Here is a 23,413-nt window from a genome sequence, read left to right as displayed (position 1 = left end):
GGTTTTCTCCGGGTCGCGACATGCGACCTCCGTCAACACCTGGTGAAGCCGTATTCGTGAGCAAGGAAGGTTTGGTTCATGGCGAACCAGAAGCGTCCCAAGGTCAAGATCGCGCGTGCGCTCGGCGTGCCGCTGACCCCGAAGTCCGTCAAGTACTTCGAGGCCCGCCCGTACCCGCCCGGCCAGCACGGCCGTGGTCGCAAGCAGAACTCGGACTACAAGGTCCGTCTGCTTGAGAAGCAGCGTCTTCGCGCCCAGTACGACCTGAGCGAGAAGCAGCTGTCGCGTGCGTTCGACCGCGCGAAGAAGGCCGAGGGCAAGACCGGTGAGGCGCTCGTCGCCGAGCTGGAGACCCGTCTGGACTCCCTGGTCCTGCGTTCGGGCATCGCCCGCACCATCTACCAGGCCCGCCAGATGGTCGTCCACGGCCACATCGAGGTCAACGGTGGCAAGGTCAACAAGCCGTCGTTCCAGATGAAGCCGGGCTTCGTGGTGACCGTCCGCGAGCGCAGCAAGGAGAAGGTCCCCTTCCAGGTCGCCCGTGAGGGTGGCTACGCGGGTGAGGGCCAGACCCCGAAGTACCTTGAGGTCAACCTGAAGGCCCTGGCCTTCCGCCTGGACCGTGCGCCGCAGCGCAAGGAGGTCCCGGTGATCTGTGACGAGCAGCTCGTCGTCGAGTACTACTCGCGCTGACCCGCGAGCGGTTCCGCTCTTCGCAGGACCACGAGTGAGCCCCCGTCGCCTTTCGAGGCGGCGGGGGCTCGCCCCTTTTCCGGGCGCCTCCGGTTCTCCGGGTGCCGCCGGTTCTCCCGACGTCGCCGGTTTCCCGGGCGCCGCCGGTCAGATGCTCTCGCCGGCCATCGCGGCGGCCAGCCGCAGGTGCGGGCGGGCCTCCTCGGTGCGGCCCTGGCGCTCCAGGGTGCGGCCGAGCATCATCCGGGCATAGTCCTCGGCCGGGTCGGCGTCCAGGATCCGGATCAACTCGGCCTCGGCGCGGCCGAGTTGGGCGGAGTGGTAGTAGCTGCGGGCGAGCAGGAGCCGGACGGAGAGGTTGGCCGGCTCCTCGGCGAGCACGCCCTCAAGCATGCGGGCGGCGTCGGTGTACGCCTTGGAGTCGAAGTAGAACGTCGCCATGCGGTACTCGTCGGCGGTGTTGTGGACGGCCATGGTGTTCCTTCCGGGTGGATCCTTGCCTCCTCAAGCAACGGACAAGTTTCAACTATTCCGGACCGGAGAGGGGGCCGGAGCGGGCGGTACCGAGCAGGGCCCCGGACCGCGCTCGGGGCCCTCCGCCGAGCCTCCGCCGCCGAGCGCCCGGCTGACGGCCTCGTCCACGTCCAGCCGGGCCCCGGCCTCGTAGCACTCCCGGTACTCCTGCTCGGTCAGCCCGGCCCGGGCCCGCTCCGCGCACTCCTGGTGGGTGCCGAAGAAGTTCCGCGAGCCGAGGAACGGGGTGCCGACCGTGCGCCAGATCCGGTGCGCGGCGCCCTGCAGCACCCGGGCCTCGCGCAGGTCGCCCGCCTCGTCCGGGCCGTTCGGCTCGGTCTCCAGCAGCGCCAGCAGGTCGATCCCCAGCACGATGCCGAGCAGGTCGTGGAAGAGGTGGTTCAGCCGCACGCACTCCCGGGCCAGCGCGCGGGCCGCCTGGACCGCGCCGTCCAGCCAGTGCGAGTACGCCGTCGCGTACAGCACGTACGCGTACGCCCACTGCTCGCCGTGCTCCTCGCACAGCTCGCGGGCCTGGCCGAACCAGAGCTCACCGCTGTCCAGGTCGCCCTGGAACAGATAGGCCAGGCCGAGCTCCAGCATGGCCATCGCGACGTTGCTGTTGAGTTCGCCGATGGTCCGGTAGTGCCAGAGCGCCTCCTCGAACAGCTCGGCGGCGCGGTGCGGGTCGTCGCCGATCAGGGCGGCGCAGCCCTGGCGGTGGACGGCGTAGGCGAGGGCCCGGTCGTCACCGGTGTCCAGGGCCTGGCGGCGGCACTCCTCCAGGGCGGGTCGGGCGGCCGCCAGGTCCCCCTGGAGCGTGGCCGTGTAGCCGGTCACCCAGAGCGCCTTGGCCCGGGCCTCGGTGGGTTCTCGGTCCAGTGCGAGTGCGCGGTCCAGCCAGTGCCGGCCCTCGCCGAGGTGGCCGCAGCCGACCCAGTAGAACCAGAGCGTGCCGGCCAGCAGCAGGGCGATCTGCTCCTCGCCGGGCTCGCCGAGGCAGAACTCCAGCGCCGCCCGGAGGTTGGTGTGGGCCAGCGCGGTGCGTTCGGCGGTCTCCGCCTGGCGGGGGCCGAACCACTCCACCTCCCCCCAGGTGGCGACGCCCAGGTACCAGTCCCGGTGGCGGCGGCGCAGCCGCGGCTCCTCGCCGGCGGCGCGCAGCCAGTGGCCGCCGTACTCGCGCAGGGTGTCCAGCAGCCGGAAGCGGACGCCGAAGGCGCTGTCCTCGCGCAGCACCACGGACTTGGCGACCAGCTCGTCGAGCAGGTCCAGCACGTCCTCGGGCTCGATGCCGTCGCCGGCGCAGACGTACTCGGCGGCCTCCAGGTCGAAGCTGCCGGCGAAGATCGACAGGCGGGCCCAGAGTAAACGTTCCTGCACCGCGCAGAGCTCATGACTCCAGCCGATCGTCGTCCGCAGCGTCTGGTGCCGCGGCAGGGCCGTCCGGGAGCCGCCGGTGAGCAGCCGGAAGCGGTCGTCCAGGCGGGCGGTGATCTGCTCCACGGACAGCGCGCGCAGCCGCCCGGCCGCCAGCTCCACGGCCAGCGGGATGCCGTCCAGCCGTCGGCAGAGCAGGCCGACCGCCTCGGCGTTGGCCTCGGTCACCGCGAAGGAGGGCAGCACCGCCCGGGCCCGGTCGGCGAACAGTTGTACCGCGTCCGGCAGCGCGCCGGGCCCGACGGGGCCGGCCGGCGCCATGTCGACCGGCAGCGGCGCGAGGGTCAGCAGGTGCTCGCCGGAGGCGCGCAGCGCGGTGCGGCTGGTGGTCAGCAGGCGCAGGCCGGGCAGGGCCCGCAGCAGCGCGTCCGCCAGCTCGGCGCAGGCCTCGACCAGGTGCTCGCAGCCGTCCAGCACCAGCAGCAGGCGGCGGCCGGCCAGCCGCTCGGTCAGCACGTCCAGCGGCGGACGGGCGGTGCCGTCGGTCAGCCGCAGGGCCTCCAGGACGGCGTGGCCGAGCAGCAGCGGGTCCTGCACCGGGGCGATGTCCACCAGCCAGGTGCCGTCCGGGAACCCGCCGCCCGCGCGGGCCGCCGCGCGCAGCGCCAGCCGGCTCTTGCCCACCCCGCCCGGACCGGTCACCGTCACCAGCCGGGCCGTGGCCAGCAGACGCGCCAGTTCGGCCAGTTCCCGCTGCCGCCCGACGAAGCCGGTCACCTCGGCCGGCAGCCGGCCGTGCTCCGGCTCGCGCGGCCCCGCCGGGGGCTCCCCGGGCTGTGCTGTCCAGTCGCCGGCCAAGCGCTGCTCCCGTCTTCCAGGCCGGACCGTTCGCGGCCCGGACGTGCTCGGGCCGTCCGCGCGACGGCCTGCCTGGCAGAACGAGGTGACCGGCCGGTAGGTTACGCGCGCGGATCGCACACCCGGTCGGACCGACCGCGTCGACAACCCGGTCCGGAAACCGGGCGTGGGCGCGATAGGGTTCCGTCTGGAGAACAGCAAGGCGAGGGAGCGCGCAAAGGTGTCCGTGGGAGAGCTGGCCGGATTGCTCGTCGCCGTGTTCTGGGCGGTCCTGGTCACCCTGCTCGCCGTGGTCCTCGTCCGCCTCTCGCGGGTGCTGAAGGAGGCCGCCGTCCTGGTCTCCGCCGTCACCGAACAGGCCGTGCCGCTGCTGACCGACGCGGGCGCCGCGGTGCGCAGCGCCAACGAGCAGCTGGAGCGGGTGGACGAGATCACCGCCAACGTGCAGGACGCCGCCGCCAACGCCAACGCGCTCTCCTCCACCGTGGCCGCCACCCTGGGCGGACCGCTGGTGAAGGTCGCGGCCTTCAGCTACGGCGTCCGCAAGGCCGTCGCCAAGCAGCAGGGCCACCTGCCGTCCGTGCCGCTGCAGACCGGCGAGCGCGACGAGCTGGCCCGGCTGATCCGGGCCGAGGTGCGTGCCGCGACCGCGCCCAGGGGCGGCCTGCTCTCCAGGGTCCGTCGAGCGGTGAGGGGCTGACGTCATGGCGCGCATCTTCTGGATGGCGGTCGGCGCCGGTGCCGCGGTGTGGGCCATGAAGAAGGCCAACGGCGCGGTGCAGAAGCTCACGCCGGACAGCCTCTCCGGCACCGCCGCGCGCGGCGCGCTGCACCTGGGCGACCTCGCCAAGCAGTTCGCCCAGGACGTGCGGGCCGGCATGGCCGAGCGCGAGGAGCAGCTGAAGGACGACCTCGGGCTGCACGGCACCGCCGTGGTGGAGCCCCGAAGAGTCCTGCGCGGCGAGCCGCAGTACCGAGCTATCTCGGCGGCGCCCGGAAGCCGGGCCGCCGCCCTGCCCCCCGCCCGCGGTTCCCGAACCGCTCCCCAAGCCATTGAAGAAACGCCCCGCCGCGCCCTGCCGCCGCGGGGCGGCACCCCGAACCGGAAGGACCACTAATGGAGTCGGCTGAGATCCGCCGCCGCTGGCTGCGCTTCTTCGAGGAGCGCGGCCACACCGTCGTTCCGTCGGCGTCCCTGGTCGCCGACGACCCCACCCTGCTGCTCGTCAACGCCGGCATGGTGCCGTTCAAGCCCTACTTCCTGGGCGAGGTCAAGCCGCAGTTCTCGCGCGCCACCAGCGTCCAGAAGTGCGTGCGCACCCTGGACATCGAGGAGGTCGGGAAGACCACCCGGCACGGCTCCTTCTTCCAGATGTGCGGCAACTTCTCCTTCGGCGACTACTTCAAGGAAGGAGCCATCAAGTTCGCGTGGGACCTGCTCACCACGCCCGTCGCGGACGGTGGCTACGGCCTGGAGGAGGAGAAGCTCTGGATCACCGTCTACAAGGACGACGACGAGGCCGAGCAGATCTGGCGTGACGTCATCGGCGTCCCCGCCGAGCGGATCCAGCGCCTCGGCATGAAGGACAACTTCTGGTCGATGGGCGTCCCCGGCCCGTGCGGCCCGTGCTCGGAGATCAACTACGACCGCGGCCCCGCGTACGGCGAGGAGGGCGGCCCGGCCGTCAACGGCGAGCGCTACCTGGAGATCTGGAACCTGGTCTTCATGCAGTACGAGCGCGGCCACGGCGACGGCAAGGACGGCTTCGAGATCCTCGGCGACCTGCCGAGCAAGAACATCGACACCGGCCTCGGCCTGGAGCGCCTCGCCGCCATCCTGCAGGGCGTCGACAACCTCTTCGAGATCGACACCAGCCGGATGATCCTCGACCGCGCCGCCGAGCTGACCGGTCACGCCTACGGCGCCGACCACAAGTCGGACGTCTCGCTGCGCGTGGTCACCGACCACATCCGCACCGCGCTGATGCTGGTCGGCGACGGCGTCACCCCCGGCAACGAGGGCCGCGGCTACGTGCTGCGCCGCATCCTGCGCCGCGCCATCCGCAACATGCGCCTGCTGGGCGCCACCGAGCCGGTGGCCAAGGAGCTCATCGACGTCGCCATCAAGGCGATGGCGCCGCAGTACCCCGAGCTGGAGACCGACCGCAAGCGCATCGAGACGGTCGTCGTCGGCGAGGAGGCGGCCTTCCTGCAGACCCTGAAGGCCGGCACCAACCTGCTGGACGCCGCGGTCACCGACACCAAGCAGTCCGGCGGCGTGGTGCTCTCCGGCGAGCAGGCGTTCAAGCTGCACGACACCTACGGCTTCCCGATCGACCTCACCCTGGAGATGGCCGAGGAGCAGGGCCTCCAGGTGGACGAGGCCGGCTTCCGCCGCCTGATGCAGGAGCAGCGGGACCGCGCCAAGGCGGACGCCAAGGCCAAGAAGATGGGCCACGCCGACGTCGCCGCGTACCGCGAGGTCGCCGACAAGTCCGGCGCGAGCGTCTTCACCGGCTACTCCCTCACCGAGGGCGAGGCCACCGTGGTCGGCCTGCTGGTGGACGGCGTGCCCTCGCCGGCCGCCTCCGAGGGCGACGAGATCGAGATCATCCTCGACCGCACCCCGTTCTACGCCGAGGGCGGCGGCCAGCTCGCCGACCACGGCCGGATCCGGCTGGAGTCCGGCGCGGTGGTGGAGATCCGCGACGTGCAGCAGCCCGTCCCGGGCGTCATCGTGCACTCCGGCGGCGTGCTGTTCGGCGAGGTCGTGCTGGGCGCCTCGGCGTACGCCACGATCGACACCGAGCGCCGCCGGGCGATCGCCCGCGCCCACTCGGCCACCCACCTGACCCACCAGGCGCTGCGCGACGCGCTCGGCCCGACGGCCGCCCAGGCCGGCTCCGAGAACGCCCCCGGCCGCTTCCGCTTCGACTTCGGCTCGCCCGCGGCCGTCCCGGGCACCGTGCTGGTCGACGTCGAGCAGAAGATCAACGACGTGCTGGGCCGCGAACTCGACGTCACCGCCGAGGTCATGACGATGGACCAGGCCCGCAAGGCCGGCGCCATCGCGATGTTCGGCGAGAAGTACGGCGACGAGGTCCGGGTCGTCACCATCGGCGACTTCTCCAAGGAGCTGTGCGGTGGCACGCACGTCGGCAACACCGCCCAGCTGGGCCTGGTGAAGCTGCTCGGGGAGTCCTCGATCGGCTCCGGCGTGCGCCGCGTGGAGGCGCTGGTCGGCGTCGACGCGTACAAGTTCCTGGCGCGTGAGCACACCGTGGTCTCCCAGCTCACCGAACTGGTCAAGGGCCGTCCGGAGGAGCTGCCGGAGAAGATCTCGGGCATGCTCGCCAAGCTCAAGGACGCCGAGAAGGAGATCGAGCGCTTCCGCGCCGAGAAGGTGCTGGCCGCCGCGGCGGGCCTGGCCGACTCGGCCGAGGACGTGCACGGCATCGCGGTGGTCGCCGCGCAGGTCGCCGACGGCGTGGGTGCGGACGAGCTGCGCAAGCTGGTCCTGGACGTGCGCGGCCGCCTCGGCTCGCGCCCGGCCGTGGTCGCCGCCTTCACCGTGGCGAACGACCGCCCGCTGACCGTGATCGCCACCAACGAGGACGCCCGCGGCCGCGGCATCAAGGCCGGCGAGCTGGTCCGGACCGCCGCCAAGACCCTCGGCGGCGGCGGTGGCGGCAAGGACGACGTGGCCCAGGGCGGCGGCTCCAACCCGGCCGCGGTCGGCGAGGCCATCGCCGCGGTGCGCGGCCTGGTCGCGGAGCGCGCCAGCTGATGGAGCAGGAGGAGAGGCCCTTCCGGCGTGGGCGGCGGATCGCCGTCGACGTCGGTGACGCCCGGATCGGGGTCGCGTCCTGCGACCCCGACGGGGTGCTCGCCACGCCCGTGGAGACCGTCCCGGCCGGCGTGAAGTCGCAGGCCAGGATCGCCGCCATCGTCGACGAGTACGGCGCGATGGAGGTGATCGTCGGGCTGCCGCGCTCGCTGAGCGGCAAGGAGGGTCCGGCGGCGGAGAAGGTCCGGGCGTACGCGGCGCGGCTGGCCAACCGGCTCTACCCGGTGCCGGTGCGGCTGGTGGACGAGCGGATGTCGACCGTCACCGCGACCCACGGGCTGCGGGCGTCGGGGGTCAAGGCGAAGAAGGGCCGCTCGGTGGTCGACCAGGCCGCCGCGGTGGTGATCCTGCAGACCGCCCTTGAGTCCGAACGGGTGAGCGGACGCCCGCCCGGTGAGAGCGTCGAGGCGGTCGGCTGAGGAGCCTGATCTAACGTCCCGATTGAGGGGTCCGTGCGGACGCGTCCGCACGGACCCCTCTTCGTTCGTTTCCGATGCCGTTCCGGATCGATTGTGGTCGATCCGGAACGGCCTGGGACCGTCGAGGGGACGCGCGATGACCGACCAGGACTTCCACCCCGGGCTCACCCCCGGACACCTGGGTGCGCCGGTGCTGGAGCCGGAGGGCCGGCCGCCGTCCGCGCCCCGTCCGCGCTTCGATGCGCCGGATCCCCACCGGCGGCGCAACGGCCTGGCCTGCGGGCTCACTGCGCTCGCGCTGGTCGCGGTGTTCGGCGGGGTCGGGCTGACCGGCTACACGTGGTTCCAGGCGCAGCGCAAGCCCCCGGCCGCCGCCGACTTCGCCGGACAGGGCACCGGCAGCGTCCAGGTCTCGGTGCCGGAGGGCGCGGGCCTGTCCCAGATCGCGTCCGCCCTCGTCCGCAACGGCGTGGTGGCCAGCTCGCTCGCCTTCACCCGGGCCGCGAAGGGCAGCGCGGCCGCCGCCGGGCGGATCCAGCCCGGGACGTACACGCTGAAGCAGAAGATGTCGGCCGTCGCGGCGCTGGCCATCCTGATCGACCCGGCCAACGCCAACGGCCTGACCATCCCCGAGGGCTGGCGCGGCTACCAGATCTACGCCGCCATCGACAAGAAGCTCGGCCTGCCCGACGGCACCACCCAGCGCACCGCCCAGGAGCAGGGCGCCGAGCTCGGCCTGCCGGACTTCACGAACGGCAGCCCCGAGGGCTACCTGTTCCCGGCGACGTACGCCGTCACCGACGGGACCACCGCGATCGACCTGCTGAAGCAGATGGTGGAGCGGGCCGGCAAGGAGTTCACCAGGGACGACGCCACCGTCGTCGCGCAGAACCTCGGACAGACCGTGTACGGGCTGGTCACCGTGGCCAGCATGGTCCAGGGCGAGGCCGACAACACCGAGGACATGGGCAAGGTGGCCCGGGTGATCTACAACCGGCTGGCCAAGCACATGCCGCTGCAGCTGGACTCCACGATCAACTACGCGCTCGGCCGGTCGACCCTGAACACCACGGTGACCGAGACCAAGCTGGACTCCCCCTACAACACCTACCTGCACCCCGGGCTGCCGCCGACGCCGATCTCCAACCCGGGGCGGCAGGCGATCATGGCGGCGCTGGACCCGACGCCGGGGGACTGGCTGTACTTCGTCACCGTGAAGCCCGGGGACACCCGCTTCACCGACAGCTTCGACGTGCAACAGCGCAACGTGGCGGAGTTCAACGCCAACCGGGCGGCGGCGAAGCCGGGCGCGTCGGCTCCGGCCTCGGCCACCGCCTCCGCCCCGGCGTCCGGTTCCGGTCCGGCGCCGGGGGCCTCCTCCGGCCCGGGTGCGGCGACTCCGTAGTGATCTTGTGTGCCGTCCGTGAGACCGCCCGGTGACGGTGCGTTCGCCCGGGCGGGGGTAAGGCTGCGGTACGGTAACGTCTCCCTCCAGGCGCTGCGCTAGCACGCCGGTTCGAGATTCAGCCGGGACGATGCCGTCCCGGACGGCCGGTCCGATCCGCCGGCCGTCACCGTCGGTTAAGGGGATCAATGACCGATCTCGGTGGGGGTTACGCCCCCCAGGGCGAGCCGTGGCACCCCGGTGATCCCGGGTACGACGGCCGGCAGCCGGTCCCCGGCCAGCAGGACGGCCAGTGGCAGCAGTACCCGCAGCAGGGCCAGCACGGCCAGCCGGGCCAGCAGGTCCAGCAGCCGTACGGGGACGTGCAGCAGGGGTACTCCCAGCAGCAGGCGTTCCAGCAGCCGATGCAGCAGCAGGGCTACCCGCAGCAGCAGATGCCGCCGCAGGCGTTCCAGCAGCAGCAGTTCCAGGGCGGCCAGCAGGGCTTCATGCCGCAGGGGCACGCCCAGCAGGCGTTCCAGCAGATGCAGCAGCAGGGTTACCCGCAGCAGCAGATGCCGATGCAGCAGCAGCCGATGCAGCAGCAGGGCTACCCGCAGCAGGGGTTCCCGGGCGCGCAGCAGTCCGGCATGCAGCAGCCGGGGATGCAGCAGCCCGTGCAGCAGCCGGGGATGCAGCAGCCCGGTGCCCAGCAGCAGGCCGTGCCGCCGCAGCAGCAGACCCGGCCGCAGCCGGCGCCCGCGCCCGCTTCGGGCCCCGGACCGGACGGCATCGACTGGGAGGCCGAGGCCGCCGCACTGGAGTCCGGCGCCCCGGTCGGCGGCGCGCCCGAGAGTGGGGCCGACGAGTGGGACGGCGGTGAGGACGGCCACCCCGAGGACGGCGGGTACCTCGACGGGCACGCCGAGGCCGAGGACGGCGGCTTCCTCTCCGAGCAGGACGACTCCCGCGAGGCGAAGAAGAAGCGCAAGGAGAAGGGCAAGAAGTCGGGCCGCCGCAACGGCGGCGCCTGCCTGCTGGTCGCGGTGGTGCTGCTCGGCGCCGTCGGCGGCGCCGGCTGGTGGGGCTACGGCTTCTACCAGGACCACTTCGGCCCGGCGCCGGACTTCACCGGCGAGGGCACCGGCTCCGTCCAGTTCGAGGTCAAGAAGGACGCGGTCGCCGGACAGATCGGCCTGGCGCTGAAGAACGCCGGCGTGGTCAAGAGCGTCGACGCCTTCTCCGACGCCTGCAAGGCCGAGCCCAAGTGCACCACCGTCCAGCCGGGCTTCTACGTCCTGAAGAAGGAGATGCCGGCCGCCGCCGCACTCAAGGAACTGCTCGCGCAGGCGGGCGGCGCGGCGATCGTGATCCCGGAGGGCAAGAACTCCACCGAGATCTACGGGCTGATCGACAGCAAGCTGAAGCTGCAGAAGGGCGCCACGGCCGCCGTGGCCCAGGCGCAGGTCAACGACCTCGGCCTGCCGGCCTACGCCCAGGGCAAGATCGAGGGCTTCCTCTGGCCGACCCGCTACAACATCTCCGACGGCATGAAGCCCGAGGACCTGCTCAAGCAGATGGTGAAGACCGCCACCGACAAGTACGCCAACCTGGACTCCCAGGCCGCCTCGGTGGGCCTGAAGACCGGGTACGAGGTGATCATCGAGGCGAGCATCCTCCAGCGCGAGGGCAACAACGTCGACGACTTCGCCAAGATGGCCAAGACCATCCAGAACCGGCTGGCCGCCGGCGGCGAGATCAACCACAAGCTCGGCATGGACACCACGCTGCAGTACTCGTTGGGCCGCAAGGAGCTCAACAAGGGCGACATGGACAACGCGAGCAACCCGTACAACACGTATGTCAACCCGGGTCTGCCGCCGACGCCGATCTCCAACCCCGGCGACGACGCGCTCAACGCGGTGCTCCACCCGGCGGACGGCAAGTGGCTGTACTTCATCGCGATGGACCCGCAGCACACCAGGTTCGCCGAGACGAGCAAGGAGCACTACGCCAACGTCAAGGAGTACTGCCAGGCGGCCGGGCAGGGCTTCGACGAGGCCCGCGGCCACTGCACCACCAAGTAGCCGCGGCGGGACAGCAGTTCATGGAGAGGCAGCGTTGACCAGCAAGCACCGGGCGGCCGTCCTCGGCTCGCCGATCGCCCACTCGCTCTCGCCGGACCTGCACCGGGCCGCCTTCGCGGCGCTAGGTCTGGACGGCTGGCGCTACGACCGCTTCGAGGTCGACGAGGCCGCGCTGCCCGGCTTCGTCGCCGGGCTGGACGAGGCCGAGTGGGCGGGCCTGTCGCTGACCATGCCGCTGAAGCGGGCGATCATCCCGCTGCTGGACGAGGTCAGCGCGACGGCCCGTTCGGTGGACGCGGTCAACACCGTGGTGTTCACCGCCGACGGGCGGCGCACCGGGGACAACACGGACGTCCCCGGGCTGGTCAACGCGTTGCGCGAGCGCGGGATCACCGAGGTGCCCGGCGCCGCCGTCCTCGGCGCCGGGGCCACCGCCTCGTCGGCGCTGGCCGCGCTCGCCCAGATCTGCACCGGCGAGGTGACGGTCTACGTGCGCAGCGCCGAGCGGGCCCGGGAGATGGCCGAGCTGGGCGAGCGGCTGGGCGTGGTCGTCCGCACCGCCGACTGGGAGCGCGGGGCCGAGGCGCTGGCGCAGCCGCTGACCGTCTCCACCACGCCGGTCGGTGCGACGGACGGCTTCGCCGGGTCGCTGCCCGCCGCGCCGGGCGCGCTGTTCGACGTGCTGTACCACCCGTGGCCGACGGCGTTGGCCGCCGCCTGTGCCGACCGCGGGGCGACCGTCCTGGGCGGGCTGGACCTGCTGGTGCACCAGGCGGTGCTGCAGAGCGAGGCCTTCACCGGGCGGGTTCCCGGGCCGCTGGCGGCGATGCGCGAGGCCGGCGAGAAGGCGCTCGCCGGGCGCTGACCGGAGTGCCGGGCCGGGTGTCGGCCGGGTGCCGGGCGTCCCGGCCGCTGTCCCGTCGTCGTCTTCCCAGTGTTCCTCCGCCGTCTCGCGGCCGTCCCTCCGCCGTGCCTCTGCCGTGCCTCCGCCGTCTCGCGGCCGTCCCTCCGCCGTGCCTCTGCCGTGCCTCCGCCGTCTCGCGGCCGTCGCCCGGCCGGATGGTGACCGGTTGCCGTCCGTCACGCGGACTGTGCCTCCGGGTGCCGCCGGGGCATGAAAGGATTCGGACAGAAGGCACGCTCGGTCGGGCCCCGGCGGTGCCGTGGGCCGGTCCGCTGATGAAGGAGCTCCGTTGGGTACGTTGCGCTGGCTGACGGCGGGGGAGTCGCACGGCCCCGCACTCGTCGCGACGCTGGAAGGCCTGCCCGCCGGTGTACCGGTCACCACCGCCGTGGTGGCCGACGCGCTGGCGCGCCGTCGGCTCGGTTACGGCCGCGGGGCGCGGATGAAGTTCGAGCAGGACGAGGTGACCTTCCTCGGCGGCGTCCGGCACGGCCTGAGCATGGGCAGCCCGGTCGCGATCATGGTCGGCAACACCGAGTGGCCGAAGTGGGAGCAGGTCATGTCGGCCGACCCGGTCGACCCCGAGGTGCTGGCGGGCCTGGCCCGCAACGAGGCGCTCACCCGCCCCCGGCCCGGCCACGCCGACCTGGCCGGCATGCAGAAGTACTCGATCGAGGAGGCCCGGCCGATCCTGGAGCGCGCCAGCGCCCGGGAGACGGCCGCCCGGGTCGCGCTGGGCGCCGTCGCCCGCGCGTACCTGCGCGAGGTGGCCGGGATCGAGATCGTCAGCCACGTCGTCGAGCTGGCTGCCGCCAAGGCGCCGGCCGGCGTGCTGCCGCTGCCCTCGGACGAGGCCCGGCTGGACGAGGACCCGGTGCGCTGCCTGGACGCGGACGCCTCGAAGGCGATGGTCGCCGAGATCGACCAGGCCCACAAGGACGGCGACACCCTCGGCGGCGTGGTCGAGGTGCTGGCGTACGGCGTGCCGGTGGGCCTCGGCTCGCACGTGCACTGGGACCGCCGCCTGGACGCGCGACTGGCCGCCGCGCTGATGGGCATCCAGGCGATCAAGGGCGTCGAGGTCGGCGACGGCTTCGACCTGGCCCGGGTGCCGGGTTCCAAGGCGCACGACGAGATCGTCCCGACCCCCGAGGGCGTCAAGCGCACCTCCGGCCGCTCCGGCGGCACCGAGGGCGGCCTGTCCACCGGCGAGGTGCTGCGGGTGCGTGCCGCGATGAAGCCGATCGCCACCGTGCCGCGGGCGCTGCAGACCCTGGACGTGCGCACCGGGGAACCGGCCAAGGCGCACCACCAGCGCTCGGACGTCTGCGCGGTGCCCGCCGCGGGCATCGTCGCCGAGGCGATGGTCGCGCTGGTGCTGGCCGACGCGGTCAACGAGAAGTTCGGCGGCGACCACGTCAGCGAGACCCGCCGCAACGTGCAGGGCTACCTCGACCACCTGATCATCCGATGACCGAACCCGTTGTGGTGCTGGTCGGTCCGCCCGGCAGTGGCAAGTCCACCGTCGGGCGGGCCCTGGCCGAGCGCCTGGGCGTCGGCTTCCGGGACACCGACGCCGACATCGAGGCGACGGCCGGCAAGCCGATCCCGGAGATCTTCATCGACGAGGGCGAGCCGCACTTCCGCGCCCTGGAGGCGGCCGCCGTGCGCGAGGCCGCCACCGGACACGACGGGGTACTGGCGCTCGGCGGCGGCGCGGTGATGGCCGACGCCACCCGCGAGCTGCTGCGCGAGCTGCCGGTGGTGTTCTTGGAGGTCCCGCTCGCCGACGCGGTCAAGCGGGTCGGCCTGGACGCCCCGCGCCCGCTGCTGGCCGTCAACCCACGGGCCCGCTGGCGCGAGCTGATGGAGGCCCGCCGCCCCCTCTACCTGGAGGTGGCCACCGCCGTCGTCGACACCGCCGGGCGCACCCCCGAGCAGGTCGCGGACGCCGTACTGGAAGCACTGGAGCTGAAGACCCCCCATGACTGACACCACCGTCAGGATCCACGTCGGCGGCAGCGCCGGCCACGACCCGTACGACGTGCTGATCGGGCACCAGCTGCTCGGTGAGCTGGCACCGCTTATCGGCACCCGCGCCAAGCGGGTCGCCCTCATCCACCCGGAGGCGCTGGCCGCCACCGCCGACGCGATCCGCGAGGACCTGCTCGGCGAGGGCTACGAGGCGATCGCGCTGCAGGTGCCGAACGCCGAGGACGCCAAGAGCGTCGAGGTCGCCGCGTACTGCTGGTCGGTGCTCGGGCAGACCGGGTTCACCCGCAGCGACGTCGTCGTCGGCCTCGGCGGCGGCGCGACCACCGACCTGGCCGGCTTCGTCGCCGCGACCTGGCTGCGCGGGGTGCGCTGGATCTCCATGCCCACCACGCTGCTCGGCATGGTCGACGCGGCCGTCGGCGGCAAGACCGGCATCAACATCGCCGAGGGCAAGAACATGGTCGGCGCCTTCCACCCGCCGGTGGGCGTGCTGGCCGACCTCGGCACCCTGGAGACCGTGCCCAAGCACGACTACGTCTCCGGCCTCGCCGAGGTCATCAAGTGCGGCTTCATCGCCGACCCGGCGATCCTCGACCTGATCGAGGCCGACCCCGAGGGCGCCAAGACCCCGGCCGGCCCGCACACCGTCGAGCTGATCCGCCGGGCCATCCAGGTCAAGGCCGACGTGGTCTCCGGGGACCTCAAGGAATCCGGACAGCGCGAGATCCTCAACTACGGCCACACCCTCGGCCACGCCATCGAGCGCAACGAGCGGTACAAGTGGCGGCACGGCGCCGCGATCTCCATCGGCATGGTCTTCGCCGCCGAACTCGGCCGCCTGGCGGGCCGGTTGGACGACGCGACGGCCGACCGGCACCGTACCGTGCTGGCCTCGGTCGGCCTGCCGCTGAGCTACCGCGCGGACGCCTGGCCGAAGCTGCTGGACGCGATGAAGATCGACAAGAAGTCGCGCGGCGACCTGATCCGCTTCATCGTCCTGGACGGCCTGGGCAAGACCTCGGTGCTGGAGGGCCCCGACCCGTCCCTGCTGGTCGCCGCCTACGCGGAGGTCGCGGCGTGACCAGGGTGATGGTGCTCAACGGCCCCAACCTGGGCCGGCTCGGCAGCCGCGAGCCGGACGTCTACGGCGCCACCTCGTACGCCGGGCTGGTCGAGCGCTGCACCGCGCTCGGCAAGGAGTTCGGCTTCGAGGTCGAGGTGCACGAGACCAACTCCGAGCAGCAGATGGTGGAGTGGCTGCACGAGGCGGCCGACGGGCAGGTGCCCGTGGTGATCAACCCGGGTGCGTTCACGCACTACTCGTACGCGATGCGGGACGCCGCCGCGCAGCGCACCGCGCCGCTGATCGAGGTGCACATCTCCAACCCGTACGCCCGGGAGACCTTCCGGCACACCTCGGTGATCGCCGCGGTGGCCTCCGGCACCATCGCCGGTTTCGGGCTCGGCTCGTACGAGCTGGCGCTGCGCGCGCTGGCCGAGCAGCTCACCACGCGCTGAGCGCGGGCCGGTCCGCCTCCCGCACGCGGGAGCGCGGACCGGCCGCGCGGGGCCCGCGGCCCGGCAGCGGACTGTGCCCGCCGCCGGGCCGCCGTGTAGTGTCCCCGCTGAGAGGTGTCGGGAGGTGCCGTGACGCAGTACGCCGGAGGTGGGCAGGTCCCGCCGCGTCCCGCCGCTCCGCCGGTGCCGCCGGGGGGCGGTGCGGGGGCGACCACGTCGGGAGCGCCGGTTCCGTCTCCGCCGCCTCCTCCGCCGCCGACTGTCAGGCCCGCGCCGGCCGCGCCGCAGCCTTCCGCGCCCGCTACCGCTCCGGCGCCTGCACCCGTGCCCGCCCCGGTGCCTGTGTCCGCTCCCGCGCCTGTGCCCGCTCCGGCGCCCGTGCCCGCCCCGGTGCCTGTGTCCGCTCCCGCGCCTGTGCCCGCTCCGGCGCCCGTGCCTGCTCCCGCGCCCGTGTCCGCTCCGGCCCCGGCCGGGGGTCCGGCTCCGGCGCCGGCCCCCGCCGCGGCCCCCGTCGCGGCACCCAGCGCGCCGGTTCCCGCCGGCGGGACCGGGCACTTCGTGCTGCCGTCCGGGATGCCCGTCCAGCTGCCCGCCCACCCGCCGCAGCAGCACGCGCCCACCGGGCCGATCGCCGTCCTGCTGATCGGGCCGGCCGGGGCCGGCAAGACCACCGTCGCCCGGTACTGGGCCGAGCGCCGCCCCACCCCGACCGCGCACATCAGCCTGGACGACGTCCGCGAGTGGGTGCAGTCCGGCTTCGCCAACCCGCAGTCCGGCTGGAACAACGCCTCCGAGGCGCAGTACCGGCTGGCCCGCCGCACCTGCGGCTTCGCCTGCCGCAACTACCTGGCCAACGGCATCTCCTGCATCATCGACGACGCGGTCTTCCCGGACCGCCCGGCGATCGGCCTCGGCGGCTGGAAGCGGCACATCGGCCCCGGCATGATCCCGGTCGTCCTGCTGCCCAGCCTGGACTCGGTGCTGCGCCGCAACGCCCGGCGCAGCGGCAACCGGCGCCTCGGGGACGAGGAAGTGGCGCGCATCCACGGACGGATGGCCGGCTGGTACAACTCCGGGCTGCCGATCATCGACAACTCCTACCTGGACGTGGCCGGGACGGCCGCCGAGCTGGACCGGGTGATCCTGGCCCGGCTGATGGGCATGCCGGTCCGCTGACCTGCGGATTCGTGGAGCTGTCGGTGCCGGCTGCGATGATGGACCGGTCCTGTCGCAGCGCCCCGAGGAGCTGACGCCCGTGCCGGAAGGCCACATCATCCACCGCCTCGCCGTCCGGAACCGGAAGGCCTTCGGCGGGCGCCCGGTCCGGGTCTCCAGCCCGCAGGGCCGGTTCGCCGACGAGGCCAAGGTGATCGACGGGCAGCTGCTCACCGGGGCCGAGGCCACCGGCAAGCACCTCTTCCTCGGCTTCGAGGAGGGCGGCTGGGTGCACATCCACCTCGGGCTCTACGGCGGTTTCACCTTCGGCACCGGCCCGGCGCCCGAGCCGGTCGGCCTGGTTCGGCTGCGGCTGGAGGGCGAGGACGGCTACGCGGACCTGCGCGGTCCCAACACCTGCGCGCTCGTCACCGACGACCGGAAGGCCGCCGTCGTGGCCCGCCTCGGGCCCGACCCGCTGCGGGCCGACGCCGATCCGGAGGCGGCCTGGCGCCGGATAGCGGGCAGCCGGACGACGGTCGCCGCGCTGCTGATGGACCAGAAGGTGCTGGCCGGGGTGGGCAACGTCTACCGGGCCGAGGTGCTGTTCCGGCACGGCATCGACCCGTACCGGGCCGGGCGCGACCTCACCCGGAAGGAGTGGGACGCGATCTGGGCCGACCTGGTCGCCCTGATGCACGACGGCGTCGCGGCCGGCCGGATCGACACCGTCCGCCCCGAGCACACCCCCGAGGCGATGGGCCGCCCGCCCCGCGTGGACGACCACGGCGGCGAGGTGTACGTCTACCGGCGGGCGGCGATGCCCTGCCTGGTCTGCGGCACGGACGTCCGCACGGAGGAGCACGCCGCGCGCAACCTCTTCTGGTGCCCGACCTGCCAGGCGGCCTGAGGAGCCGATCCGCCCTCCGGCGCGGCTCCCGGACCGTAGGCTGGGGCCGACCGGCCGGAGGGAGCAGGCAGATGGAGCAACGCCGGGTGGCCAACACCGTGTCAGGGACGGTGGGCGGCCACGTGGTGCAGGCCGACACCATCGGATCGGTGCACCTCCACCAGGTGGAGCCGCCGCCGAGACCTCGTCAGGTCCGGCTGCCGCACGGCCCCTTCGTCAACCGGGAGCCGGAACTCGCCGCGCTGACCGCGGCGTTGGGCCGGGTCGAGGCGGGCGGGCCGGGGATCGTGGTGTTCACCGGGCTCGGCGGGGTCGGGAAGACCGAGCTGATCGCCAAGTTCGCCGAGGAACACCGGGACCGCTTCCCGGGCGGGGACCTCTACGCGGACCTCCTGGCCTACCGGCACCGGGGCGGGGTGGACCTCCCGTCGCTGCTGGCCGGCTTCCTGCGTGCCCTCGGGTCGGAGCCCCCGGCGGTGGAGGCGGAGCGCTTCACGATGTTCCGCACCGTCACCGCCGAGCGGCGTTGCCTGTTCTTCCTGGACAACGTCGAGCACGCCGCCGAGGTGCGCGCCCTGCTCCCGTCGAGCGGGCTGGTGGTGGTCGCGAGCCGGCGGCGGCTGCCCGCGCTGCGGACGGACGGCGCCGAGGTGCGGCAGCTCGGGCCGCTCGGTACGAGCGCCGGCACCGACCTGGTGCGGGCCTGGCTGGGCGCCGGGCGGGGCACGGACGGGGAGTTGGCGGCGCTGGTCGAGCTGTGCGGCGGGCTGCCGCTGGCGCTGAACGCGGTCGGCAGCCAGCTGCTGGACCGGGACAACCTGCCGGTCGGCCGGGTGGTGGCCGAACTGCACGACCGGGAAGGCGGATCGGCCTTGCTGGACGACGAGGAGAACGCCCTCGGCCCGACGTACGACCTGGTCCACGAGCGGCTGTCGCCGAAGGGCCGGGCGCTCTACCGCCTGATCGGCGTGCACCCGGGCCCCTTCGTGTCGGCCGAGTCGGCGTGCGCGGCGGGTGTCGAGCAGGCCGGCGCGGCGCTGGACGAGCTGCGTGCCGTCCACCTGGTCGACGAGGTGGTCGACGACGGCCCCGGGACCCGCTACCGCGCCCACGACGTGGTGCGGCTGCACGCCTACCGCCGCGCCCGCGACCTGCCCGGCCGGCAGGAGCTCCTCGCCCGGGTGGTGGCCTACTACCGGGGCCGGGCCGCGCTGGCCGACCGGGCGATGGGGGAGCGGCTGCGGCTGCAGGAGGCCGGCGGCGAGGAGCTGCCCGGTTTCGCCTCCGGCGTGGCCGCCCTGGAGTGGCTGCACGCCGAGCGGGCCAACCTGCGTGCGGTGGTGGAGGAGGCGGCCGAGCAGCAGTGGCACGGCGAGGTGTGGCGGCTCTGCGAGTCGCTCTGGCCGCTGTACCACGGCCGCAAGCTGTACGAGGACTGGATCGCGACCCACCGGCTCGGCGTCGAGTCGGCCCAGTGGGACAACCAGCCGGCCGCCGTGGTCCGGATGCGCAACCAGCTCGCCCGCGCCCACTTCGAGCGCAAGGAGTACCCGCTCGCGGCCGAGCAGTTGGCGCTCGCCGCGGAGCAGCTGCCGCTGGTGGCGGACCGCCGCGTGGTGGGGGTGCTGCACGAGACGGACGGCCTGCTCTGCCTGGCCGACGGCCGGCCCGGCGACGCGGTGGAGCGGTTCACGCTGGCCCTGGCGGAGAACCGGGGCGACGACCACGGTGAGATCGTCCAGAGCTACAACCTGGCGCAGGCGCTGATCGCCGACGGCCGGGCGGAGGAGGCGCTGACCGTGCTGGACGGTGCCGTCGCACGGGCCGCGGACACCGACGACCGCGACATGCTGATGAAGCTGCCGCTGGTCCGGGCCCGGGCCCACCGCGCGCTCGGGCAGCTGCGTCTCGCCGCCGTTCACGCCGGTGACTGCGCCCGGCAGGCCGAGCAGCGCAAGCAGTACGCCAAGGAGGCGCAGGCGCACACCCTGCTCGTCGGCCTCGCGGCGGAGCTGGGCGACGAGGAGCTGGCGGAGCGCAGCCGTGAGCGGCTGCGGGAGCTGCGGGCACGGGACGGCCGGGAGGGCTAGGTAGGGCAGGGGCGGTCGGGACTCGGTGCCCGGGGCCGGAGCGGTCGGGACGGCTAGGAGGGGGAGGGGCGGGCTGGCTCGGTGGTGAACGAGACCCGGGTGCGGTGTTCGCCGGTGCGGACGGTGAGCCCGTGCTCGGGGAGGCCGGCCGGGTCGCCGCCGTCGGCGAGCCAGCAGGCCACGGCGGAGCCGAGCAGCAGCGGGTCGAGGCGGGGCTCGGGGCTGCCCCAGTCCGGTTCGGCGCGGGCTTCGAGGAGCAGCCCGGTGCGCAGCCGGAGCAGGTGGCGGGCCGGTCCGAGGGCGGCCACCGCGACGGCGAGGCCGGGGAGTTCGGCGACGGTGTCGGCGAGCCAGCGGGTGGCGGGGCGCTCGGCGCGGACCTCGGTGCGGGCCAGCACCTCGGCGGTGTAGCGCAGGGCGTCGCCGGGGTGCTCGTCGGTGAGTGCGTGGAAGCCGCGCGGGGTGTGGTCGGCCGGGTCGAAGGGGTAGCGCCGCAGTCCGACCTCGGTGCCCTCGCTCTCGCCCTCGACGTCGTACGCGGTGGGCGCGTCGGTGGTGCCGGGGCGCGGGACGGGCCCGGGGTAGGGCGGCAGGAGCGGTTCGTCCCCCGGTTCGTCCAGCTGTTCCAGGAAGGAGTAGAGCAGCGGGCGCAGCACCTCGGCGGAGCGGCCGCGGCGGCTCAGCGAGCGGTCGGTGAGCGGGCGCAGGGCGGCCGGGTCCCGCTTGCCCAGGGCCAGTTCGAGCTGGGCGGCGAGGTCGCCGTCGGGGTCGAGCACGGGCGCGGCCTGTCCGAAGGCGTGGCCGGGGGAGCGCGGGTCGAGTTCGGCGGCGCCGGTGGCGACCAGCACGGTGGGCCGCTCCAGGGCGGCGCCGTAGACGGAGACCGAGCCGTGGTCGCCGATCAGGCAGTCGGCGGCGACCAGGGCGGCCTGCCAGCCCTGGTGCGGCGGGATCAGGCGCAGGCCCATCCGGCGGGCGGCGTCGAGCAGGGCCTCGGGGTCGTGGCGGCTCCAGATGTTGGGGTGCAGGACGACGGCGACGGTGTACTCGTCGGCGGGCAGCCGGCGGACCAGGCGTTGGGGCAGGTCGGGCCGGCGGCCGAATAACGAGTGCTCGCTCCACGTGGAGTTGACGACGACGAGCCGCCGGCCGTCGACGGCGCCGAGCGCGGCGCGGTAGGCGTCGCGGGAGCGCAGGCTGCGCAGCATCCGGTCGAAGCACGGGTCGCCGACCACCCGGGCGACGTCCAGTGCCTCGGGGCAGGAGACCCGCAGGCGGTCCAGCTGCTCCGGGTGGGAGAGGCCGAGGACGTCCACGAACACCCGCCCGAGGTGGGTGAGTTCCTTGCGGGAGAGGCCGGCGGCGCTGACCGTGTCGCCGGTGGACTCGGTGACCAGGCGGTTGTAGCCGGCGCCGTGCGGGAGTACGACGAGCCGGGCGTCCAGGCGGTGCATGGAGGAGTGCACGGCGCAGGAGACGGCCAGGTCGAAGCGGTGCCGGACGGCGTCCTCCCAGTCCAGCAGGGTGAAGCCGGGCAGGCCGTGCAGGTACTCGTCCAGGGCGCGATCGGCGAAGGCGGAGCCGGGGTTGACGGTGAAGTACCGCTCGACGCCGTCCGGGTGCAGCAGGGTGAGGACGTCCAGGACCCGGGTGGCTGAGGTGAGGGTGCGGGCGACCGCCAGCACGCGGGCCTTGACCGGTCGGGTGTTCCAGCGGTCGGCGGGCCAGGCGTGGGGGTGGGACGGCACACCATGATCGTACTCACCCGGGGTGCCGGTGCGGCCGCGTTTCCCGAGTGTCGGTCAGCCGGCCGCGGCGGTGGGCTCGTGGTGCTCGGCGGCGACGCACTCGTCGAGGAGGGGGCGCATGTCCTGGTCGACGAGCCGGTAGCGCACGACTCGTCCGTCCTTGTCGCCGGTGACCACGCCGGCCGTGCGGAGCAGCCGCAGGGCCTGGGAGACGGCGGGGTCACGCATGCCGGTGGCGACCGCGAGGTCGGTGACGGCGAGCGGGCCCGCCCGGTGGAGGGCGAGCAGCAGGGCGAGCCGTCCGGGGTCGGCGAGCAGCGAGAACCGCTCGGCCCAGGACCGTACGTGCGCGGCGTCACCGATCGCGGCGATGGCCTCGCAGACCCGGTGTCCGTCGATGGTGCGGTGGCCCGCGCGGTCGGCCGGTACGAGATGCATGCGGACATTCTTGCAGGCGGGCGGCTGTGATCCTGGACACCTGCGCAGGTGCGCAGCCTTGCATGGGTCGGGGCCGGGCCCCTACCGTGTAGCCCGCCGTGGTGCTCGGGAAGACCGGTGACGGACCCTCAGGGGTCCGGAGTCCGGAGCGGCCCTCGCCACTGTGATCGGGCCGTTCCCCCGTCCGCGGGGGAGCGCCGTCCGTACCCACGACGTCACTGGGCGCCTCGCGCACCCGGGAAGGCGGGTACGGGCGTGTCCCGTAAGCCAGGAGACCGGCCGCGGCATCTCACGAAGTGATTCCACGAGGTGCTGGAGCGTGATCCGCAGATGACCCTGCCCGAAACCGCCGCCGCGGAGGCCGCGGCGGCTCCCTCCGTGCTGCCCACCTTCCGGTGGCGGCGCGAGGACACCGTCCGCACGGCCGGGCTGATGGGCGTGATCCTGGCCATGCACGTGGTGGCCTTCGGGACGCTCGTCTTCCTGGTGGCACCCGAGCGGTACGCGGTCGGTACCCAGGTCTTCGGGGTGGGCCTGGGTATCACCGCGTACACCCTCGGGATGCGGCACGCCTTCGACGCCGACCACATCGCGGTGATCGACAACACCACCCGCAAGCTGATGGCGGACGGCAAGCGGCCGGTCTCGGTGGGCTTCTGGTTCGCCCTCGGGCACTCCTCGATGGTGGTCATCATGGCCGCCCTGGTGGCGGGCGGCGCGCAGCTGGCGAACACGCTGATGGACGACGAGTCGAGCACGCACAAGTGGCTCGGGGTGGTCGGGACGACGGCCTCCGGCGCGTTCCTGTACCTGATCGGGGCGCTCAACCTGGCGGCGCTGCTCGGGATCCTCAAGGTGTTCCGGGCGATGCGCGCCGGGCAGTACGACGAGGCGGAGCTGGAGGCGCACCTCGACTCGCGCGGCTTCATGGCCCGGGTGCTGAACCGGGCCACCCGGTCGATCACCCGGCCGGGGCAGATGTTCCCGGTCGGCATGGTGCTGGGCCTGGGCTTCGACACCGCGACCGAGGTCACCCTGATGGTGATGGCCGGCTCGGGTGCGGCCGCCGGACTGCCCTGGTACGCGATCGTCTGCCTGCCGCTGCTGTTCGCGGCCGGGATGAGCCTGTTCGACACCCTGGACGGGACGTTCATGAACTTCGCGTACCAGTGGGCCTTCGCCAACCCGGTGCGCAAGGTGTACTACAACCTGACCATCACCGGGCTGTCGATCGCGGTGGCCTTCATCATCGGCACCATCGAGCTGGTCGGTGTGCTGCACGAGAAGTTCGACCTCACCGACCCGGTGAGCGGCTGGATCGCGGACATCTCGCTGGACAACGTCGGCTACGCGATCGCCGGGCTGTTCGTGGTGGTCTGGGCGCTGGCGATCGGGTACTGGAAGCTCGCCCGGGTGGAGAAGCGCTGGGCGCCCGAGGGCTCGTGACGGGTCCGAGCCCGGGGGCATGAGCGCG

General features: G+C 73.4%; 20 protein-coding genes and 1 riboswitch. Of the genes, 16 read left to right on the top strand and 4 right to left on the bottom strand.

From position 1 onward, the window contains the following. Positions 1–78: 78 nt before the first annotated feature. Positions 79–693 carry a 30S ribosomal protein S4 gene (rpsD, locus tag ACIGG8_RS23335; protein WP_196952100.1) on the top strand — a complete coding sequence of 205 codons (615 nt, stop codon included), beginning with the start codon at positions 79–81 and terminating at the stop codon, positions 691–693. Between the two features lie 147 nt (positions 694–840). Here the strand turns inward: rpsD and ACIGG8_RS23330 are convergent, their stop codons facing one another. Next, the gene (locus tag ACIGG8_RS23330; RefSeq protein ID WP_396550425.1) at positions 841–1,167 is read right to left on the bottom strand and encodes a tetratricopeptide repeat protein; all 327 of its coding nucleotides are present in this window, start codon (positions 1,165–1,167) and stop codon (positions 841–843) included. 48 nt (positions 1,168–1,215) lie between these two features. After that, the gene (locus ACIGG8_RS23325) at positions 1,216–3,444 is read right to left on the bottom strand and encodes an ATP-binding protein (RefSeq protein ID WP_396550424.1); all 2,229 of its coding nucleotides are present in this window, start codon (positions 3,442–3,444) and stop codon (positions 1,216–1,218) included. A 220-nt stretch (positions 3,445–3,664) separates the two neighbouring features. Here ACIGG8_RS23325 and ACIGG8_RS23320 point away from each other — a divergent pair, with 220 nt between their 5' ends. The 14 genes from ACIGG8_RS23320 (at position 3,665) to ACIGG8_RS23255 (ending at position 19,753) form a co-directional block, all read left to right on the top strand. After that, complete coding sequence (locus ACIGG8_RS23320) at positions 3,665–4,144, top strand: DUF948 domain-containing protein (protein WP_396550422.1); 480 nt, start codon at positions 3,665–3,667, stop codon at positions 4,142–4,144. 4 nt (positions 4,145–4,148) lie between these two features. Continuing rightward, the gene (locus ACIGG8_RS23315) at positions 4,149–4,562 is read left to right on the top strand and encodes a DUF6167 family protein (protein WP_396550420.1); all 414 of its coding nucleotides are present in this window, start codon (positions 4,149–4,151) and stop codon (positions 4,560–4,562) included. Beyond that, complete coding sequence (gene alaS / locus ACIGG8_RS23310; protein ID WP_396550418.1) at positions 4,562–7,231, top strand: alanine--tRNA ligase; 2,670 nt, start codon at positions 4,562–4,564, stop codon at positions 7,229–7,231. Before ACIGG8_RS23315 ends, alaS begins: the two co-directional genes overlap by 1 nt. After that, positions 7,231–7,710: a Holliday junction resolvase RuvX gene (gene ruvX, locus ACIGG8_RS23305; RefSeq protein ID WP_350521250.1), complete on the top strand. Its 480-nt coding sequence runs from the start codon at positions 7,231–7,233 to the stop codon at positions 7,708–7,710. Before alaS ends, ruvX begins: the two co-directional genes overlap by 1 nt. 136 nt (positions 7,711–7,846) lie before the next feature. Beyond that, the gene (mltG, locus tag ACIGG8_RS23300; protein ID WP_396550417.1) at positions 7,847–9,115 is read left to right on the top strand and encodes an endolytic transglycosylase MltG; all 1,269 of its coding nucleotides are present in this window, start codon (positions 7,847–7,849) and stop codon (positions 9,113–9,115) included. Between the two features lie 188 nt (positions 9,116–9,303). Beyond that, on the top strand, positions 9,304–11,181 hold the full coding sequence (gene mltG / locus ACIGG8_RS23295; protein WP_396550415.1) for an endolytic transglycosylase MltG: 1,878 nt from the start codon (positions 9,304–9,306) through the stop codon (positions 11,179–11,181). Positions 11,182–11,215: 34 nt separating this feature from the next. After that, positions 11,216–12,046, top strand: a complete 831-nt coding sequence (locus ACIGG8_RS23290) for a shikimate dehydrogenase (protein ID WP_396550414.1) — start codon at positions 11,216–11,218, stop codon at positions 12,044–12,046. A 328-nt stretch (positions 12,047–12,374) separates the two neighbouring features. Continuing rightward, positions 12,375–13,559: a chorismate synthase gene (gene aroC, locus ACIGG8_RS23285; protein ID WP_396550413.1), complete on the top strand. Its 1,185-nt coding sequence runs from the start codon at positions 12,375–12,377 to the stop codon at positions 13,557–13,559. Then, entirely contained in the window at positions 13,556–14,077 is a 522-nt protein-coding gene (locus ACIGG8_RS23280; protein WP_350521244.1) for a shikimate kinase, read from the top strand. The genes aroC and ACIGG8_RS23280 overlap by 4 nt, the downstream gene beginning before the upstream one ends. Continuing rightward, entirely contained in the window at positions 14,070–15,161 is a 1,092-nt protein-coding gene (gene aroB / locus ACIGG8_RS23275) for a 3-dehydroquinate synthase (RefSeq protein WP_350521243.1), read from the top strand. The genes ACIGG8_RS23280 and aroB overlap by 8 nt, the downstream gene beginning before the upstream one ends. An 8-nt stretch (positions 15,162–15,169) precedes the next feature. Next, positions 15,170–15,598 (top strand): type II 3-dehydroquinate dehydratase, encoded by a 429-nt coding sequence (aroQ, locus tag ACIGG8_RS23270; protein ID WP_148647724.1) that lies wholly within the window; start codon positions 15,170–15,172, stop codon positions 15,596–15,598. A gap of 183 nt (positions 15,599–15,781) precedes the next feature. Next, a complete protein-coding gene (locus tag ACIGG8_RS23265) occupies positions 15,782–16,774 on the top strand; it encodes an AAA family ATPase (protein WP_396550481.1) in 993 nt (330 codons plus the stop codon). A 79-nt stretch (positions 16,775–16,853) separates the two neighbouring features. Continuing rightward, complete coding sequence (locus tag ACIGG8_RS23260) at positions 16,854–17,663, top strand: Fpg/Nei family DNA glycosylase (RefSeq protein ID WP_396550411.1); 810 nt, start codon at positions 16,854–16,856, stop codon at positions 17,661–17,663. A 71-nt stretch (positions 17,664–17,734) separates the two neighbouring features. Then, a complete protein-coding gene (locus ACIGG8_RS23255; protein WP_396550410.1) occupies positions 17,735–19,753 on the top strand; it encodes an AAA family ATPase in 2,019 nt (672 codons plus the stop codon). 53 nt (positions 19,754–19,806) lie between these two features. Here ACIGG8_RS23255 and ACIGG8_RS23250 read toward each other — a convergent pair whose 3' ends face one another. Together ACIGG8_RS23250 and ACIGG8_RS23245 are read right to left on the bottom strand one after the other, a co-directional pair. Next, positions 19,807–21,501: a hypothetical protein gene (locus ACIGG8_RS23250; RefSeq protein ID WP_396550408.1), complete on the bottom strand. Its 1,695-nt coding sequence runs from the start codon at positions 21,499–21,501 to the stop codon at positions 19,807–19,809. A gap of 54 nt (positions 21,502–21,555) precedes the next feature. After that, positions 21,556–21,939 (bottom strand): metalloregulator ArsR/SmtB family transcription factor, encoded by a 384-nt coding sequence (locus ACIGG8_RS23245; RefSeq protein ID WP_350521238.1) that lies wholly within the window; start codon positions 21,937–21,939, stop codon positions 21,556–21,558. 82 nt (positions 21,940–22,021) lie between these two features. Continuing rightward, positions 22,022–22,238, top strand: a riboswitch (cobalamin riboswitch). Between the two features lie 31 nt (positions 22,239–22,269). Between ACIGG8_RS23245 and ACIGG8_RS23240 the strand changes: the two genes are divergently transcribed. Then, positions 22,270–23,385, top strand: a complete 1,116-nt coding sequence (locus ACIGG8_RS23240) for a HoxN/HupN/NixA family nickel/cobalt transporter (protein ID WP_396550406.1) — start codon at positions 22,270–22,272, stop codon at positions 23,383–23,385. Positions 23,386–23,413: the final 28 nt, after the last annotated feature.

Origin of the sequence: Kitasatospora sp. NPDC085464 (assembly GCF_044541955.1) — a bacterium.
Classification (GTDB): Bacteria; Actinomycetota; Actinomycetes; order Streptomycetales; family Streptomycetaceae; genus Kitasatospora.
The sequence above is the reverse complement of the archived record's forward strand: the minus strand, read 5'-3'. Positions and strand labels throughout refer to the sequence as shown.